Below are 15,456 nucleotides of genomic sequence, written 5' to 3'. Positions count from 1 at the left end.
CTTACCCGTTGAATTCAGCGGGGTGCCGGCCGGTCCGGCCGTCGCGCTCCAGGGCATCGATGGCAGCCAGCTCGGTGTCCGCCAGCTCAAAGCCGAACAGGTCCAGGTTCTCGCGGATCCGCGCCGGAGTGACCGACTTCGGAATGATGATGCGGCCCTGCTGCAGGTGCCAGCGGAGGATCACCTGGGCGGGCGACACACCGTGCTCCGCGGCGATGGCGGTGACGGCCGGCTCCGTCAGCACGGCACCCTGCGCCAGCGGACTCCACGCCTCGGTGGCTACGCCGTGGGCCGCGTTGGACGCGGCGACGTCCCGCTGCTGGAGCGCCGGATGCAGCTCCACCTGATTGACCGCCGGGACGGTTCCGCCCAGGCCGATCAGTTTCTCCAGGTGCTCCGGCAGGAAGTTGGACACGCCGATCGCCCTGACCCGGCCGGCCCGCAGCAGCTTTTCCAGGGCCCGCCAGGACTCGAGGTAGCCGTCCGTGGCCGGAGCCGGCCAGTGGATGAGGTAGAGGTCCAGGTAATCCAGGCCCAGCTTTTCCAGGCTCGACTCGTAGGCGGCAAGGGTGGCGTCGTAGCCGAGGTCTGCAACCCACACCTTGGACGTGACGAACAGTTCCTCCCGGGCTATCCCGGACTCCGCCAGGGCCCGGCCGGTGCCGGCCTCGTTTCCGTAGATGGCGGCGGTATCGATGCTCCGGTAACCGGCGGCAAGAGCCGCACTGACCGCGGCGGCGGTGTCGTCGTCGGGCACCTGGAAGACGCCGAAGCCGAGCTGCGGCATCCGGACGCCGTTGTTGAGCGTGACAGTGGGGATCGGGATGGTGTTCATGGAAGTTCTCTCCTGTTGTTTGTGGTGGTTGGCTGGATCAGCGGGCGGCCGGCACCGCGGGAGCGAGTGCGTCGGAGGCGTCGGAAACTGCCGGGGCGGTGACGGGGCGCGGCGTGGCGGGGGCCTTGGCCGCGGCGAAGGCCATGACGGCCAGGCCCAGCAGCGTGATGCCGGCACCGGCCCAGATGGGCGAGGTGTAGCCCAGGCCGGCGGTGATGGTCACGCCGCCCAGCCATGCACCCAGGGCGTTGCCCACGTTGAACGCGCCGATGTTGGCGCCGGACGCGAGGGTGGGGGCGCCGTCGGCGTATTTCATGACCCGCATCTGCAGGCCCGGCACGGTGGCGAAGCCGAACCCGCCCATCAGCACCAGGGAGGCGATGGTGAGGGTCTGGTTGCCGGCCGTCAGGGCGAAGGCCACGAGGACCACCACCAGGACCGACAGGACGACGAGAAGCGTGCGGTCCACGTTCCGGTCGGCAGCCTTCCCGCCGAGCGTGTTGCCGATGAAGAGGCCCACGCCGAACACGATCAGCAGCCAGGGGACGGTGGGCGCGGCGAATCCGGAGATCTGGGTGAGCGTGAAGGCGATGTAGGTGAAGGCGCCGAACATGCCGCCGTAGCCAAGGATGGTCACCAGGATGGAAAGCCAGACCTGGCCTGAACGGAATGCGCGCAGTTCGCTCCGCAATCCGCCGGGCGCCGTGTCACCGTGGCCGGCCTTCGGCACGAGGGCCAGGATCCCGGCGAGGGCCAGCACGCCGATGCCGGTGATGGTCCAGAAGGTGGAGCGCCAGCCCGCGGCCTGGCCCAGCATGGTGCCGAAGGGGACGCCGAGCACATTCGCGGCGGTCAGCCCGGTGAACATAATGGCGATGGCTCCGGCCTTCTTGGTGGGGGCCACCATGCCGGCGGCCACCACCGCGCCGATGCCGAAGAAGGCGCCGTGTGCCAGGGCTGCCACGATGCGGCCGATCATCATGGTCCAGTAGTCGGGGGCCGCTGCGGAGATGAGGTTGCCGGCGATGAACAGAACCAGCAGGACGGCGAGCACGGGTTTCCGCTCGAAACGGGTCACCGCGGCGGTCAGCCCCAGCGCTCCGACCACGACGGCGAGCGCGTAGCCGGAGATCAGCCAGCCCGCCGAGGCCTCGCTGACCCGGAAGTCCGCGGCCACTTCGGGCAGCAGGCCCATGATGACGAACTCGGTGAGTCCGATGCCGAACCCGCCGAGGGCGAGGGCAATCAGGCCAATAGGCATGAAGGTGCTCCTTAGGAACTGTACGGAATGGAGTGGGGCGCGTACGCTAGTAGTTGCAGACGCGTTATTTATTGTTGCACAAGCAGATACCACGCGCAAGCAACTATTTATTTAAGCTGCCCCGTCAACTGCCGGGCACGCTGAAGGAGGAAGAACGATGGGCATCAAGGACGACGCCGTGGAAGTGCGCGCGCAGGGCTGGCGGACCCTCGCGGCGCTGCACGGGCTGATCGAGGCGGAACTCGAACGCTCGCTGCAGGCCGGGGCGCAGCTGTCCGTCGTGGAGTACACCGTGCTGGACGCGCTCAGCCGGCAGGACGGCTGGCACATGCGCATGCAGCAGCTGGCGCGGGCAACCGCGCTGAGCGCGAGCGCCACCACCCGGCTGGTCAACCGGCTGGAGGACCGCGGCCTGCTGACGCGCATCCTCTGCGCCGACGACCGCCGCGGCATCTACACCGAGCTCACGGAAAACGGCATCAAGCTGCTGGAGGAGGCCCGCCCGGTGCACGATGCAACGCTGGAGCGGACCCTGGCCGAGGCCCAGGAAGTCCCCGAGCTGGCCACGCTGGTGGACGCCCTCCCCCGGCTGCACGCCCGCCTCTAAACGCTGTGAGCCAGCCGCCTGGACGGCAACTGACGGCCCGGCAAGCGGTGGACAGGTAAATAGTGGACAGCCAAAAGCCCCGCACCGCATCTGATGCGGGGCGGGGCTTCTTTGGCTGTCCGGCCAGGCCTACTTGGCGGCGAGCTGCTTGAAGTAGTGCTCGAGGTCCTCGAGGCTCTTGTCCTTGGTCTCGGGCACCACGCGCTTCACCCAGACGATGGCCGCCAGCTGGATGGCCACGAAGCCGAAGAACGTCGCTGAAACGCCGACCCAGGCGACCATCTGCGGGAAGAAAAAGCCGATCAGGAAGTTGATCATCCACAGCACGAACACGCAGATGCCCATGCCGATCCCGCGGACGTGCAGCGGGAAGATCTCGGACATGGTCAGCCAGGTGACCGTGCCGATGCAGGACTGCATGGAGGCCAGGAACGTCACCATGAACAGCAGCACGAGGTAGCCCCGGAAAGTGCTTTCCGGGATCAGCATCGAAATCAGGCCGATGGCCAGCAGCGAGGACGCCGTTCCGCCCAGGCCGACAATCAGCATGGACTTCCGGGGCACACGGGTCATCAGGGACATGCCGACGATGACGGCGACCACGGAAGTGACGCCGTTGACGACATTTGCGAGCAAGGCGCCCTGGTCCCCGAATCCGGAGCTGGAGAGGATGGAGGTGCCGTAGTACATGATGGCGTTGACGCCGCTGATCTGGTTGATGATGGCCATGCCCAGGCCCACCACGAAAATCCGGCGGATCCAGGGAACGGTGAGGTCCCGAAAGGTTCCGAGCTTGGATTGGTAGTCTTCCCTGGCAGCCTGGCGAACCTCGTCGAACTCGGTTGAGATGTCCTCCGCCGCGCGGGTCTTCCGCAGCACGTCCAGGACCTCGCCGAAGCGTCCTGCCGAGGCCAGCCAGCGCGGGCTCTCGGGCAGCACCAGCATTCCGAACCAGAGCACCACCGCCGGCAGCGTGGCGATCACGAGCATCCACCGCCAGACGTGGGAGGCCTCCGGGAAGGCATTGCCCAGCACGGCGTTGAACGTGAACGCCAGGAACTGGCCCGTGACGATCATCAGCTCGTTCTGTGTGACGATGCGCCCGCGTTGGGCCGCCGGCGACATTTCCGCCAGATACACGGGGACGATCACCGATGCCCCGCCGACCGCCAGGCCGAGGAGCGTGCGGGCGGCGACGAGGAGTTCCGTGGTGGGCGCAATGGAACAGGCGACGGTGGCCACGGCGAAGATCAGGGCGAGCCCCATGATGGTCCTGCGCCGGCCGAAACGGTCCGACAGCCGGCCGGCGGTGATTGCGCCGAACGCCGCGCCGAACAGCAGGGTGGACGTGACCAGCCCTTCTGTCAGCGGCGTCAGCCCAAGGTCGCGCTGCATGAACGGCAGTGCACCGTTGATGACGCCGGTGTCGTAGCCGAACAGCAGCCCGCCAAAGGTGGAGAACAGGGCAACCCGCCGCAAGAACCCCTTGGGATTGGCGGCGGCCGCCGCCCGTACCGGGGTTTCTGTCGTTTCAGAGCTTGCGCGGGTGTCTTCCTGTTGCCTCATACGCTGACCTTCTGCACGTACTGCTTCATCGTCTCCAGCTGGTACCGCGAGACGTCCTGCGCGTTGTCGTTTTCCGCAAAGACGCTGGACACCATGACGGAGTTGTCCCTGTCGAGGAAGCCGATCTCCTTCAGGCCGCCAAAAAACTCGTCCCAGTTGACGTCGCCGTCGCCGATCTTCAGGTGCTGGTGCACGCGCACGGGATTGCCCGGCGGGTTGGTGATGTAGCGCAGCCCGTGCGAGGCGTGGTGGTCCATGGTGTCGGCGACGTGGACGAGGCGGAGCTTGTCCCCCGCGGCGCGCATGATGTCCAGGGGCGCGTTCTGCATGTGGAAGCTGTGCGAGGCCACGTAGACCAGGCCAACGTTCTTGGAGTTGAGGCCGCGGATGACGCGGATGGCGGCGAGGCCTTCCTCCACGAAGTCGTCCGGGTGCGGGTCGATCAGGAGGTCGATGCCTTCGCGTTCGATGATGGGCAGCAGCTCTTCCATGGAGCGGTAGAAGGCGCGTTCGGATTCCTCTGCCTTCTCCGGGCGGCCGCTGAATTCCGTGTTCATGGTGCCCACGCCCAGGTCCACCGTGATCTGGATGGCGCGCTTCCAGTAGCGGACGGCGGCCTCGCGGGCGTCCTCGTCCGGACCGGACCAGCGCAGCACCGGCAGGACCGAGGCAATTTCGATCCCGGCATCCCGGCATGACTTCTTCAGCCGGCCCACAAGCTCGTCGTCAGCCTTGGGGTGGTTGAAGAACGGAATGAAATCGGCGTGCGGCGTCATCTGCATGTACTTGTAGCCGAGGTCCGCCACCACCTTGGGGAATTCCAGCAGGCTGTGGCTGTGGTGGAAAGGCGTGGGGTCGAGGGCAATTTTCACGGGGCACTCCATTGTGGATCAGTCAGTTTGTGCAAAGGACCGGAAGGAGGGAAAGGGACCGGCAAGTGCCGGCCCCTTCCCGTCGTTCTCAGCTGTAGAGGGCGGGCTTGGAGTTCAGCTTCACGGCGACCTTTTCGCCGTTCTTCTGCGCCTCAACACCGGCTTCGCAGCACGCGGCGGTGGCGTAGCCGTCCCAGGCGGTGGGGCCGCCGATCTCGCCGCGAAGGGCGGCGTCCACCCAGGCCTGGATTTCGACGTCGTACGCGGCGCCGAAGCGCTCTTCGAAGCCGGGGGTGACGTTGCCGCCCCAGCGGCCGGCGCTGCGGGTGTACGGACCCGTGTCGCCGCCGATGCTCACGATGCCGTCTTCGAAGGAGGCCTGCGTGGCCACTTCGTAGCCGAACTTGGCGTTGACGTAAATTTCGACGTCGGCCAGGACGCCGGACTCGGTCTCGATCAGGACGTGCTGGGGATCGTGCTGGCCGGCCGGGGCGTTCTTCGTGGCCTTGCCCAGCCGGACCTGGACGCTGGTGATTTCCTCGCCGGTGAAGAAGCGGATGGCGTCGAACTCGTGCACCACCGAGTCGTTGATCAGCATCTCGTTGGTGAAGCCCGCGGGGGTGGTCGGGTTGCGGTGCTGGTGGTGGAGCATCAGCAGTTCGCCGAGCTCGCCGCTGCGGATCATGGAGCCGAGGGCCGCGTATTCGGCGTCGAAGCGGCGCATGAAGCCCACCTGGATGCGCTTGCGGCCCAGTTTTTCCTCGGCCTGGACGATCTTCCAGGACGACACGGCGTCCGGGGTGAGCGGCTTCTCGCACAGGATGGGGATGTCCTTGGCAATTGCCTTGAGCAGGATGTCCTCGTGCAGGAAACCGGGCGTGGCGATCAGGACGGCGTTGACGTCGCCGTTGTTGAGGGCTTCCTCGGCGTCGGCCAGGGCCACCGCGCCCGGAATGCCCTCGACGGCGGCCTGCGCACGGGCGAGGTCGACATCGACGACGGCGGCGACTTCAGCGCCGTGGATGCGCTTGCTGAGGCGCTGGATGTGGTCCGCGCCCATGCGGCCGGCGCCGATAACGGCGACGCGAAGGGTTTCAGTCATTGTCATTTCCTTACGTTTCGGGTGCCAGGCGGCGGTTAGTTGACGGCCGTGCGGGAGCCGCAGGAGAGCAGGTAGTTGCGCGTGCGCTTGGCGATCGGCATGGGGACGTCGAAGGCCACCGGGTACATGTCCTGCTCCACGATGCCGAAGATGGGGCGGTTCAGTGCCTCCACCGCTTCAATGACGGCGCGGAGGTCAGGCAGCCCGTTCGGCGGCTCGGTCATGACGCCGGCGAGGTTGGCTGCGGCCCAGGTCATGTTTTCCTCGTTGACCTTCTTGAGGATGTCCGGGTTGATCTGCTTCAGGTGCAGGTAGCCGATGCGGTCCGGGTAGTTCTTGATCAGCTCGAGGCTGGAGGCCCCGCAGTATTCGGCGTGGCCTGTGTCCAGGCACAGGTTCAGGTATTTCGAATCCGTGGCGGCCAGCAGGGTTTCGATGTCTTCCTGGGCCCCGACGTGGGAATCGGCGTGGGAATGGAACTGCTGCTTCAGGCCGAAGTCGTCCAGCAGGGTCTTGCCCAGGCGGTTGTGGCCGGCGAACAGGTCGCTCCAGGCCTTCTCCGTCAGCTGGCCGCTTTCCACCGCTTCGCCGGTGACGTCATCGCGCCACATGGCCGGGATGACCACGATGTGCTCGCCGCCCATGGCTGCCGTGAGTTCGGCAACCTTGCGGGCCGGCTCCCAGGCGGTTTCCCACTGGTCCAGTCCGCGGTGGAACGCGGTGAACACGGTTCCTGCGGTGACCTTCAGGTCGCGGGCCTTGAGCTCCTCGGCCAGCCGGCTGGGATCGTTCGGCAGGTAGCCGTAGGGGCCCAGTTCGATCCACTTGTAGCCCGATTCGGCCACTTCGTCGAGGAACCGCTCCCACGGTGTCTGCTTGGGGTCGTCCGCGAACCAGACGCCCCAGGAGTCCGGTGCCGTGCCGATGATCAGCTTGTTTTCAGTCATGACAGCGTTGTCTTTCTTCTTGGGCCCGGACTCAGTTGGACGGAAAGTTGTACGAGGCGCCGGAGGCGTGGGTGGGCTCGGGCCAGCGCGACGTCACTACTTTGCCGCGGGTGTAGAAGGAGACGCCCTCGGGGCCGTAGATGTGCTTGTCCCCGAACAGCGAGGCCTTCCAGCCGCCGAAGGAGTGGTAGGCCACCGGGACGGGCAGCGGCACGTTGATGCCGATCATGCCGACTTGCACGGAGCGCTGGAACTTGCGGGCGTTCGCGCCGGAGGAGGTGAAGATGGCGGTGCCGTTGCCGTAGGGGTTGGCGTTGATGAGCTTGATGCCGGCGTCGAGGTCGTCGACGCGGACGACTACGAGGACCGGGCCGAAGATTTCCTCGGTGTAGGCGGTCATTTCGGTTTTGACGTGGTCCAGGACGGTGGGGCCGACCCAGAAGCCTTCCTCGTGGCCGGGAACCACCAGGTCGCGGCCGTCCACCACCATGGCGGCGCCCGCGGCTTCGGCCTCGGTGACGATCTTGACGATGCGTTCCTTGGACGCCGGCGTGATGACCGGGCCCATTTCGGCGTCGGGCGCGGTGCCGTTGTTGACCTTGACGGCCAGGGCACGCTCTTCGACCTTCCTGACCAGCAGTTCGGCGGCATCGCCGACGGCGACGGCGACGGAGATGGCCATGCAGCGTTCACCGGCGGAACCGAAGGCGGCGGCGGCCAGGTGGTCGGCGGCGTTGTCGAGGTCGGCGTCGGGCATCACGATGGCGTGGTTCTTCGCACCGCCCAGGGCCTGGACCCGCTTGCCGTGCTTGGTGGCCGTCTCGTGCACGTACTGGGCGATCGGGGTGGAGCCGACGAACGAGATGCCGTCCACGTCCGGGTGGGTCAGGAGTCCTTCAACGGTCTCCTTGTCACCGTGCAGGACCTGGAAGACGCCGTCGGGCAGGCCGGCCTGCTTCCACAGCCTGGCCAGCAGCATCGAGGCGGAGGGGTCGCGCTCGGAGGGCTTGAGGATGAAGGCGTTGCCGGTGGCGATGGCCATGGGCGCCATCCACAGCGGCACCATCACGGGGAAGTTGAACGGCGTGATGCCGGCCACGACGCCGAGCGGTTCGCGGAAGGAGAAGACGTCGATGCCGGTGGAGACCTGGTCCGAGTAGTCGCCCTTGAGCAGCTGCGGGATGCCGCAGGCGAACTCGATGACCTCCAGGCCGCGGCCGATTTCGCCCTTGGCGTCGGAGAGGACCTTGCCGTGCTCGGCGGTGATGAGCTCGGCCAGTTCATCAACGTGGGCGGCGACGAGTTCGCGGAACTTGAACAGCACCGTGGTGCGCTTGGCCAGGGAGATGTCGCCCCAGCTGTCAGCGGCGGCGCGGGCCGCGGCAACGGTGGTGTCCAGGTCGGCCCGGTTCGCCAGCCGCAGTTTGCCACTGACCGCGCCCGTGGCGGGGTTGTAGACGGGCTGGGTGCGGCTGCCTTCGCCGGCGGTCTCGGCGCCGTTGATGAAGTGGTGGATCGTGGTGGTGCTCTGGTCAGTTATGGCAGTCATGGGACTCTTCCTTGAGTGGTCGAAGGGTGCTGTTGTTCGCGGAGGGGATCAGCCCAGCAGCTTGCGCTGGCGGCTCTTGTGGTCGGTGTAGGCCTTGAAGGCCTGCTGCGTGGAGTCGAGGTCGGAAACCTGGGAGACGGGCACGTCCCACCATGATTCGGAGCTCGGGGCGTCCAGCAGCGGGTCGGATTCGACGTGGATCAGGATGGGGCCGCCGCGTTCCGGTGCGGCCTTGGCGTCGCGGATGGCCTGCTCGAGTTCGGCAATGACCTTCTCCCCCGGTTCGATCCGGATCACCTTCACGCCGAGGCTTTCGGCGTTCAGGGCCAGGTCCACCGGGAGGGTCTCGCCTTCGTCGAAGCTGTGCTGCTCCTCGTTCAGGGCACGGTACTGGGTGCCGAAACGCTGGGAGCCAAGGGACTCGGAGAGGGATCCGATGGACGCGTAGCCGTGGTTCTGGATCAGGACCACGATCAGCTTGATGCGCTCGGCGACGGCGGTGACCAGTTCGGTGTGCATCATCAGGTAGGAGCCGTCCCCCACCATCACGACGACGTCGCGCTGGGCGCCGCCCGCTGCCGCCTCGGCCAGCGCTGCGCGCTTGACGCCGAGCCCGCCGGGGATTTCGTAGCCCATGCAGGAGTAGGCGTACTCGACGTGGTAGCCGAACGGGTCACGCACGCGCCACATCTTGTGCAGGTCGCCCGGGAGCGAGCCGGCAGCACAGATGACGACGTCCTGGGCGTCCATGGCCCGGCTCGTGGCGCCGATGATTTCGTTCTGCGCCGGCAGGGGCGTGAACCGCGTGCCAAACGCTTCGTCCACGGTGGCGTCCCAGCGCTTCTTCTCCGCGGCGACCTGCTGTTCCAGGTCGGCGCCCACACGGTAGCCGCCCAGGGCCTGGTTCAGCTTGATGAGGGCCTTCCGGGCGTCGGCCACGATGGGCAGCGTGGTGCCGTGCTTGTAGGCGTCGATGGCGGCGACGTTGATGTTGACGAACTTTACGTCCGGGTTCTGGAACGCGGTCCGCGAGGCGGTGGTGAAGTCCTCGTAGCGGGTGCCGATCCCGATGATGAGGTCCGCCTCGGCAGCGATGGCGTTGGCCGCCGTCGTGCCCGTGGAGCCGATGGCTCCGAGCGAGAGCTTGTGGTCCCAGGGCAGGACGCCGACGCCGGCCTGGGTGTTGCCCACGGGAATGCCGGTGAGTTCCACGAACCTGGCCAGTTCGTCGTTGGCGTAGGCGTACAGGACGCCGCCGCCGGCGATGATGAGGGGGCGCTTTGCCGCCCGGATGGCTTCGGCGGCACGGCGGATGTCGTCGTCGTCCGCGTCGGGCCGGCGGATGCGCCACTCGCGTTCGGCCAGGAACTCCTCGGGCACGTCGAAGGCCTCGGCCTGGACGTCCTGCGGCAGCGAGATGGTCACCGCGCCGGTCTCGGCCGGATCCGTCAGGACCCGCAGCCCGTGGTGGAATGCGGAGAACAGCTGCTCCGGGCGGGAGACCCGGTCGAAGAACTTGGACAGCGGACGGAAGGCGTCATTGACCGTGATGTCGTAGGCATAGGGCTGCTCGAGCTGCTGCAGGACCGGGTCCGCAGCGCGCGTGGCAAAGGTGTCGCTGGGCAGCAGCAGCACGGGCAGGCGGTTGGTGGTGGCCAGTGCCGCGCCGGTGAGCAGGTTGGAGGATCCGGGCCCGATCGAGGTGCTGATGGCGAACGTCTGGCGGCGCCGGGTGTGGCGGGCGTAGCCCACTGCCTGGTGCGCCTGCGCCTGCTCGTTGCGGCCCTGGTAGTAGGGCATGATCGTTGGGTCGGCGGCCTGGTACTGCTTCAGCGCCTGCCCGACGCCGGCCACGTTGCCGTGGCCGAAGATCCCGAACGTGCCCGGAATCAGGCGTTCCCGGTAGTCCTCGCTGCCGATGCGGTCAACGGTGTACTGCTTGGAGAGGTACTCCACCACGGCCTGGGCCACGGTCATTCGGCGGGTTCCTGTTCCCATCGTTTACTCCGATACTTCTGTGGTGTGCGTGAGGAGGGAGGCGGCCGCGGCGACGGCGCCGGCAACGTCGCCGTCCTGCGGATACAAGAGGGTCCGTCCGACGGTGAGTCCCTGCACGCCGGGAAGGGCCAGGGCGGCTTCCCAGGTGGCAAAGACTTCGTCCTGGGTGCCCTCGGGGTCCCCGCCCAGCAGCACGGTGGGCATGGTGGTGGCGGCCATGACGCGTTCCATGTTGGCCACGACGGGCAGCTTCATCCAGGTGTAGGCGCTGGTGGATCCCAGGCCTTCGGCGATGGCCACGGACTTGATCACGGCATCGGTGGAGAGGTCGTTACGGACCCTGCCGTTCTCGCGGACCGAGAGGAACGGCTCCACCATGGCGATCAGCCTGCGCTCGGCGAGCGAATCGATGGCCTTGGCCGTTGCCTCCAGCATGGACACGGTGTCCGGGTCCCCGAGGCAGATGCGGGTGAGCATCTTGCCGCCGTCGGCTCCGAGCGCCTCGAGGGCCGCGGCCGTGTGGCCGGTGAACCGGTCATCGAATTCGTTGACCAGTCCGGTGAGCCCGCCGCGGTTCATCGAACCGAACAGCAGCTTGCCGTCCAGCGCTCCGAGCAGCAGCAGGTCATCCATGATGTCCGGTGAGGCAAGCACGCCGTCCACGTCCGGGTTGGCCAGGGCAATCCGCAGCCGGTCCAGGAGCTGGCGGCGGTCCGCCATGGCCACCGGATCGCTGCCGACCGCGAGGGCGCCGCGTGCCGGGTGGTCGGCGGCAACAATGAAGTTCTGCTTGCCGGATTTGGGGCCGGGGTGGCGGCGCCGGGCCTTGGCGGCGCGGGCAACGGCGTCCGGATCTTCCAGGCGGATGGCGCTGAGGTGCGCGTAGCGGCGGGGGTCGTCATCCACCGCGAGGGTGGCGGTACCGGGATTGAGGCTCACAGGGCCGCTCCTTCGGGGGCGAGTTGGCTGGCATTCTTGCCAGGGACCAGGCGTCCGCGTTCGGCCAGCAACGAGGTGACCTCGGCCGGCGTCGGCATGGCATCGGCGCAGGACAGCCGGGAGGCGACGAGCGCGCCCGCGGCGTTGGCGTAGTCGAGCACCTGGGCCAGCGGCCAGCCGGACAGCAGTCCGTGGCAGAAGGCGCCGCCGAAGGAGTCTCCTGCACCGAGGCCGTTGACGGTTTCCACCGGCACGGGGGCGGAGACCACGCGCTCGGTGCGGGTCTTGGCCATGACGCCTTCGGGCCCGAGTTTGACGACGGCGATTTCCACGCCGGCGGCGAGCAGCCGGTCCGCCTGCTCGTCGGGGGTTCCCTCACCGACGGCGACGGCGCACTCCTGGTCGTTGCCGATGGCCACGGTGACGTGCGGCAGGACCTTGGCAACCTCGGCGCGGGCTTCCTCCTCGGAGGCCCAGAACATGGGGCGGTAGTCCAGGTCCAGGATGGTGTACTGGCCTTCGCGCAGCTCGGTGCGGGGCCGTGCCTCATGGGCTTTGATGTGCGCCTCGCGGCTGGGTTCCTGGCACAGGCCGGTCACGGTGGACCAGAAGATCCCGGCACCCTTGATGGCCTCGAGATCCAGCTCGTCGGCCTTTATCTGCAGGTCCGGCGCCGTGGGGAAGCGGCCGTAGAAATACAGCGGAAAATCGTGGGGCGGCTTGATCGCACAAAAGGTTACGGCCGTGGGGTATTCCTTCACCGGCGTGACGAACGAGTCGTCCACGTTGAACTTGCGCAGTTCGCGGTGCAGGTAGTTCCCGAAGGCGTCATCTCCTGTCCGGGTGATGACGGCCGCGCGGCGGCCGTGGCGGGCAGCGGCCACGGCAACATTGGACGGGGAGCCACCGAGGTACTTGCCGAAGGACGTCACGTCCTCCAGGTCCACCCCAATGTCGTTCGGGTAGATATCAACGCTGATGCGCCCGATCGTGAGCAGTTCGTGGGTCACGGTGATCGTGGACCTTTCTGTTTGAACTCTGTACCTCTAAGCAGCCGAACGGCCAGGGCTACGGTGCCTCGCGGCCCCCGTGAGCGGGACCACATCCACTACTTTGCCCTAGAATTCATGTCCTGTCAAAGGTTTGTACTGACATATTTACAACTTGCATCCGTGCGGTTGGAACGCAAATTAGACCGCTCTAACGGCCAAGGCCACCAGGCCTGGGCCGGGCCTGCCTCTTGGCTACTTCTTGGGCACCGCAAGCTCGCCCGTGACGTACTGCGCGCGGCCGAACCCGAACGACCAGTCGCCGGCGGTATTTTCCACATAGCCGATGAAGACGTTCTCGCCGGCAACGCCGAGTTGTCCGAGCCGGTCCGCCACGGCGGCGAAGAGTGACTGCTTGGCCTCCTGGCTGCGGCCACCCTGCGTGAAGATCTGGATCATGACCACGTCCGCCGTGCGGTCGAAGCCCAGGCCCGCGTCCTGCGCGACGATCTGCCCGGCCGGGTGCTCGGTCAGGATGTGGAAGTAGTCTCGCTCGGGGATGCCGTATTCGGCCAGAATGGCATCGTGGATGCCCCGGCTTAGACTAGCCAGCTCTTCCGGACTGCGGCCTGCATTGACGTCGATTCGAACCAGTGGCATGTTCCGCTCCCTTGCTAGTTTGTCCTGACATACTATCAAACTCACGGGACCGGCGCACAGGCGCGGGCCGGCCGCATTTGGAGCGCTTCTTAAAGACGTACGACGGCGGCGGTCACCTTCGCTCAGAAGGTGACCGCCCGCCGTCGTACTTCTGGAATTATCGGCTTCGGAGTTCTCGCCGGTGCGCCGAAATCACTTGGCGAGCAGCTCGTCCAGGCGCTCGTAGCCCTCGGTCATGCCGCCTTCCATGCCGGACTGGGCCATGCCGTCGCGGGCTTCCATGCTGGGGTAGACGGAATGCCCCCTGATCTTGGAACGGCCGCCGCCCAGGTCCTCGAAGTTCATGAATTCGATGCTGACAATGTCCGGGTAGCCGCTGAACTCGAAGGTCTGGATGGCGAAGTCGTTCTCGCGGACGGTGTGGAAGATGCCGCTGAATGCGTAGGTCACACCGTCCGGACCGGTGTGGTTGTAGAGGTAGGTGCCGCCGGAGCGGAAATCATAGTGGTCGATGTCGATGTTCGTGTTCCGCGGGCCCAGCCACTGGCTGATCAGCCCGGGCTCCTTGTGGGCGCGGAAAACGTCGGCAACCGGGAAATCGAATTCCCGCTCGAAGTCGATGAACGGGACGCCGTCGGGGACGGTGAGTTTAAGTGGGTTGCTCATTGTCGGTCCTTTTCACTGCCGCCGCCGGGGCGGCATTGGAGCGGAGTACGGCATCGAGGCTGCGGAACTGCGCCTCGCGGACCAGCCGGTACTGGTCGATCCACGCGGTGAGCGCTTCGAGCCGTGCGGGATTCAGGTGGACGGGCCGGCGCTGGGCATCGCGGCTGCGCGTGACCAGCTGTGCCTGCTCGAGGACCTGGATGTGCTTCGAGACCGCCTGCTTGGTGATCGCGAAGGGTTCGGCCAGTTCATTGACGGTGGCTGGCCCCCGGCTGAGCCGGGAGATGAGACGGCGCCGGACGGGATCGGAAAGCGCCAGGAAGGCCGCATTCAGAAGGTCGTCGTCGTTCCCGGTATCCACTTTCATTGCCCCGGATTCGTTCTCGTGTATCAGTGCGCTGCTGTAATCAATTGAGTTGTTGATCAACCAATTAGTTGTTAACAACATTAGGCCCGTGCCGGATTCCGCGCAAGGGTCAAAACAAACAACGCGGAGTCACTTTTCGCCGAATCCACCGGGTGGAAATGCGAAAAGTGACCCCGCGTTGCTTTGGGGAGAGCTTAGAGGGTTGCGTAGACCTCGCGCAGCAGCTTCGCGGTCTCGGACGGCGTCTTGCCGACCTTCACGCCTGCGGCCTCGAGGGCCTCCTTCTTAGCCTGTGCGGTACCGGCGGAACCGGAGACGATGGCGCCGGCGTGGCCCATGGTCTTGCCTTCCGGAGCGGTGAAGCCTGCCACGTAGCCGACGACCGGCTTGGTGACGTTGGCCTTGATGAAGTCGGCCGCACGCTCTTCGGCGTCGCCGCCGATTTCGCCGATCATCACGATCGCCTTGGTTTCCGGGTCAGCCTCGAACGCGGCCAGGGCGTCGATGTGGGTGGTGCCGATGACGGGGTCGCCGCCGATGCCGATGGCGGTGGAGAAGCCCAGGTCGCGCAGTTCGTACATCATCTGGTAGGTCAGGGTGCCGGACTTGGAGACCAGTCCGATGGGGCCCTTGCCCGTGATGTTGTTCGGCGTAATGCCGACCAGTGCCTCGCCGGGGGTGATGATGCCGGGGCAGTTCGGTCCGATGATGCGGGTGACCTGGTTGCCGTCAGCGTCCACCGTGGACTGGGCCAGTGCCCAGAACTCGGCGGAATCCTGGACCGGCACGCCTTCAGTGATGACAACGACCAGGCCGATGCCGGCCTCGATGGCTTCAACAACAGCGTTCTTGGTGAATGCCGGCGGCACGAAGACGATGGAGACGTCGGCGCCGGTTTCAGCCATGGCTTCCTTGACGGTGCCGAAGACGTTGATTTCAGTGTCGCCGTGCAGGACGGTGGTGCCGGCCTTGCGGGCGTTGACGCCGCCCACGATGTTGGTGCCGGCCTTGAGCATGAGGGCGGTGTGCTTGGTGCCTTCGCCGCCCGTGATGCCCTGGACGATGACCTTGGAGTCCTTGTTCAGATAGATAGACATG

The 15,456-nt window shown here is 66.5% G+C and carries 15 protein-coding genes; 1 reads left to right on the top strand and 14 read right to left on the bottom strand.

The genetic code is table 11. The features are described from left to right. Nucleotide 1: 1 nt before the first annotated feature. Together ABFP37_RS14110 and ABFP37_RS14105 are read right to left on the bottom strand one after the other, a co-directional pair. Entirely contained in the window at nt 2–835 is an 834-nt protein-coding gene (locus ABFP37_RS14110) for an aldo/keto reductase (protein WP_347033955.1), read from the bottom strand. Nucleotides 836–872: 37 nt separating this feature from the next. Beyond that, the gene (locus ABFP37_RS14105) at nt 873–2,096 is read right to left on the bottom strand and encodes an MFS transporter (protein WP_347033954.1); all 1,224 of its coding nucleotides are present in this window, start codon (nt 2,094–2,096) and stop codon (nt 873–875) included. A gap of 157 nt (nt 2,097–2,253) precedes the next feature. Here ABFP37_RS14105 and ABFP37_RS14100 point away from each other — a divergent pair, with 157 nt between their 5' ends. After that, nucleotides 2,254–2,703, top strand: coding sequence for a MarR family transcriptional regulator (locus tag ABFP37_RS14100; protein WP_078028551.1), 450 nt, complete (start codon nt 2,254–2,256; stop codon nt 2,701–2,703). Between the two features lie 129 nt (nt 2,704–2,832). Here ABFP37_RS14100 and ABFP37_RS14095 read toward each other — a convergent pair whose 3' ends face one another. The 12 genes from ABFP37_RS14095 to sucD form a co-directional block, all read right to left on the bottom strand. Continuing rightward, on the bottom strand, nt 2,833–4,269 hold the full coding sequence (locus ABFP37_RS14095; protein ID WP_144275820.1) for a sugar porter family MFS transporter: 1,437 nt from the start codon (nt 4,267–4,269) through the stop codon (nt 2,833–2,835). Next, nucleotides 4,266–5,141, bottom strand: a complete 876-nt coding sequence (locus tag ABFP37_RS14090; RefSeq protein ID WP_078028550.1) for a sugar phosphate isomerase/epimerase family protein — start codon at nt 5,139–5,141, stop codon at nt 4,266–4,268. Before ABFP37_RS14090 ends, ABFP37_RS14095 begins: the two co-directional genes overlap by 4 nt. An 88-nt stretch (nt 5,142–5,229) precedes the next feature. Next, nucleotides 5,230–6,243, bottom strand: coding sequence for a Gfo/Idh/MocA family oxidoreductase (locus tag ABFP37_RS14085; RefSeq protein WP_347033953.1), 1,014 nt, complete (start codon nt 6,241–6,243; stop codon nt 5,230–5,232). 35 nt (nt 6,244–6,278) lie between these two features. Continuing rightward, nucleotides 6,279–7,190, bottom strand: coding sequence for a sugar phosphate isomerase/epimerase (locus tag ABFP37_RS14080; protein WP_078028548.1), 912 nt, complete (start codon nt 7,188–7,190; stop codon nt 6,279–6,281). Nucleotides 7,191–7,221: 31 nt separating this feature from the next. Beyond that, complete coding sequence (locus ABFP37_RS14075; RefSeq protein WP_347033952.1) at nt 7,222–8,739, bottom strand: CoA-acylating methylmalonate-semialdehyde dehydrogenase; 1,518 nt, start codon at nt 8,737–8,739, stop codon at nt 7,222–7,224. Between the two features lie 48 nt (nt 8,740–8,787). Further along, the gene (gene iolD, locus ABFP37_RS14070; protein ID WP_347033951.1) at nt 8,788–10,716 is read right to left on the bottom strand and encodes a 3D-(3,5/4)-trihydroxycyclohexane-1,2-dione acylhydrolase (decyclizing); all 1,929 of its coding nucleotides are present in this window, start codon (nt 10,714–10,716) and stop codon (nt 8,788–8,790) included. A 24-nt stretch (nt 10,717–10,740) separates the two neighbouring features. Further along, nucleotides 10,741–11,676, bottom strand: coding sequence for an aldolase (locus tag ABFP37_RS14065; protein WP_347033950.1), 936 nt, complete (start codon nt 11,674–11,676; stop codon nt 10,741–10,743). Further along, nucleotides 11,673–12,686, bottom strand: a complete 1,014-nt coding sequence (iolC, locus tag ABFP37_RS14060) for a 5-dehydro-2-deoxygluconokinase (protein WP_347033949.1) — start codon at nt 12,684–12,686, stop codon at nt 11,673–11,675. Before iolC ends, ABFP37_RS14065 begins: the two co-directional genes overlap by 4 nt. 234 nt (nt 12,687–12,920) lie before the next feature. Beyond that, nucleotides 12,921–13,325: a tautomerase family protein gene (locus ABFP37_RS14055; protein WP_078028544.1), complete on the bottom strand. Its 405-nt coding sequence runs from the start codon at nt 13,323–13,325 to the stop codon at nt 12,921–12,923. A gap of 192 nt (nt 13,326–13,517) precedes the next feature. Next, the gene (locus tag ABFP37_RS14050; RefSeq protein WP_078028543.1) at nt 13,518–13,991 is read right to left on the bottom strand and encodes an SRPBCC family protein; all 474 of its coding nucleotides are present in this window, start codon (nt 13,989–13,991) and stop codon (nt 13,518–13,520) included. Beyond that, nucleotides 13,975–14,358, bottom strand: a complete 384-nt coding sequence (locus ABFP37_RS14045; RefSeq protein ID WP_347033948.1) for a metalloregulator ArsR/SmtB family transcription factor — start codon at nt 14,356–14,358, stop codon at nt 13,975–13,977. The genes ABFP37_RS14050 and ABFP37_RS14045 overlap by 17 nt, the downstream gene beginning before the upstream one ends. A gap of 194 nt (nt 14,359–14,552) precedes the next feature. Continuing rightward, on the bottom strand, nt 14,553–15,455 hold the full coding sequence (sucD, locus tag ABFP37_RS14040) for a succinate--CoA ligase subunit alpha (RefSeq protein ID WP_078028541.1): 903 nt from the start codon (nt 15,453–15,455) through the stop codon (nt 14,553–14,555). Nucleotide 15,456 lies beyond the last annotated feature (1 nt).

The organism is Burkholderia sp. RS01, assembly GCF_039748055.1.
GTDB lineage: Bacteria > Actinomycetota > Actinomycetes > Actinomycetales > Micrococcaceae > Arthrobacter.
The sequence above is the reverse complement of the archived record's forward strand: the minus strand, read 5'-3'. Positions and strand labels throughout refer to the sequence as shown.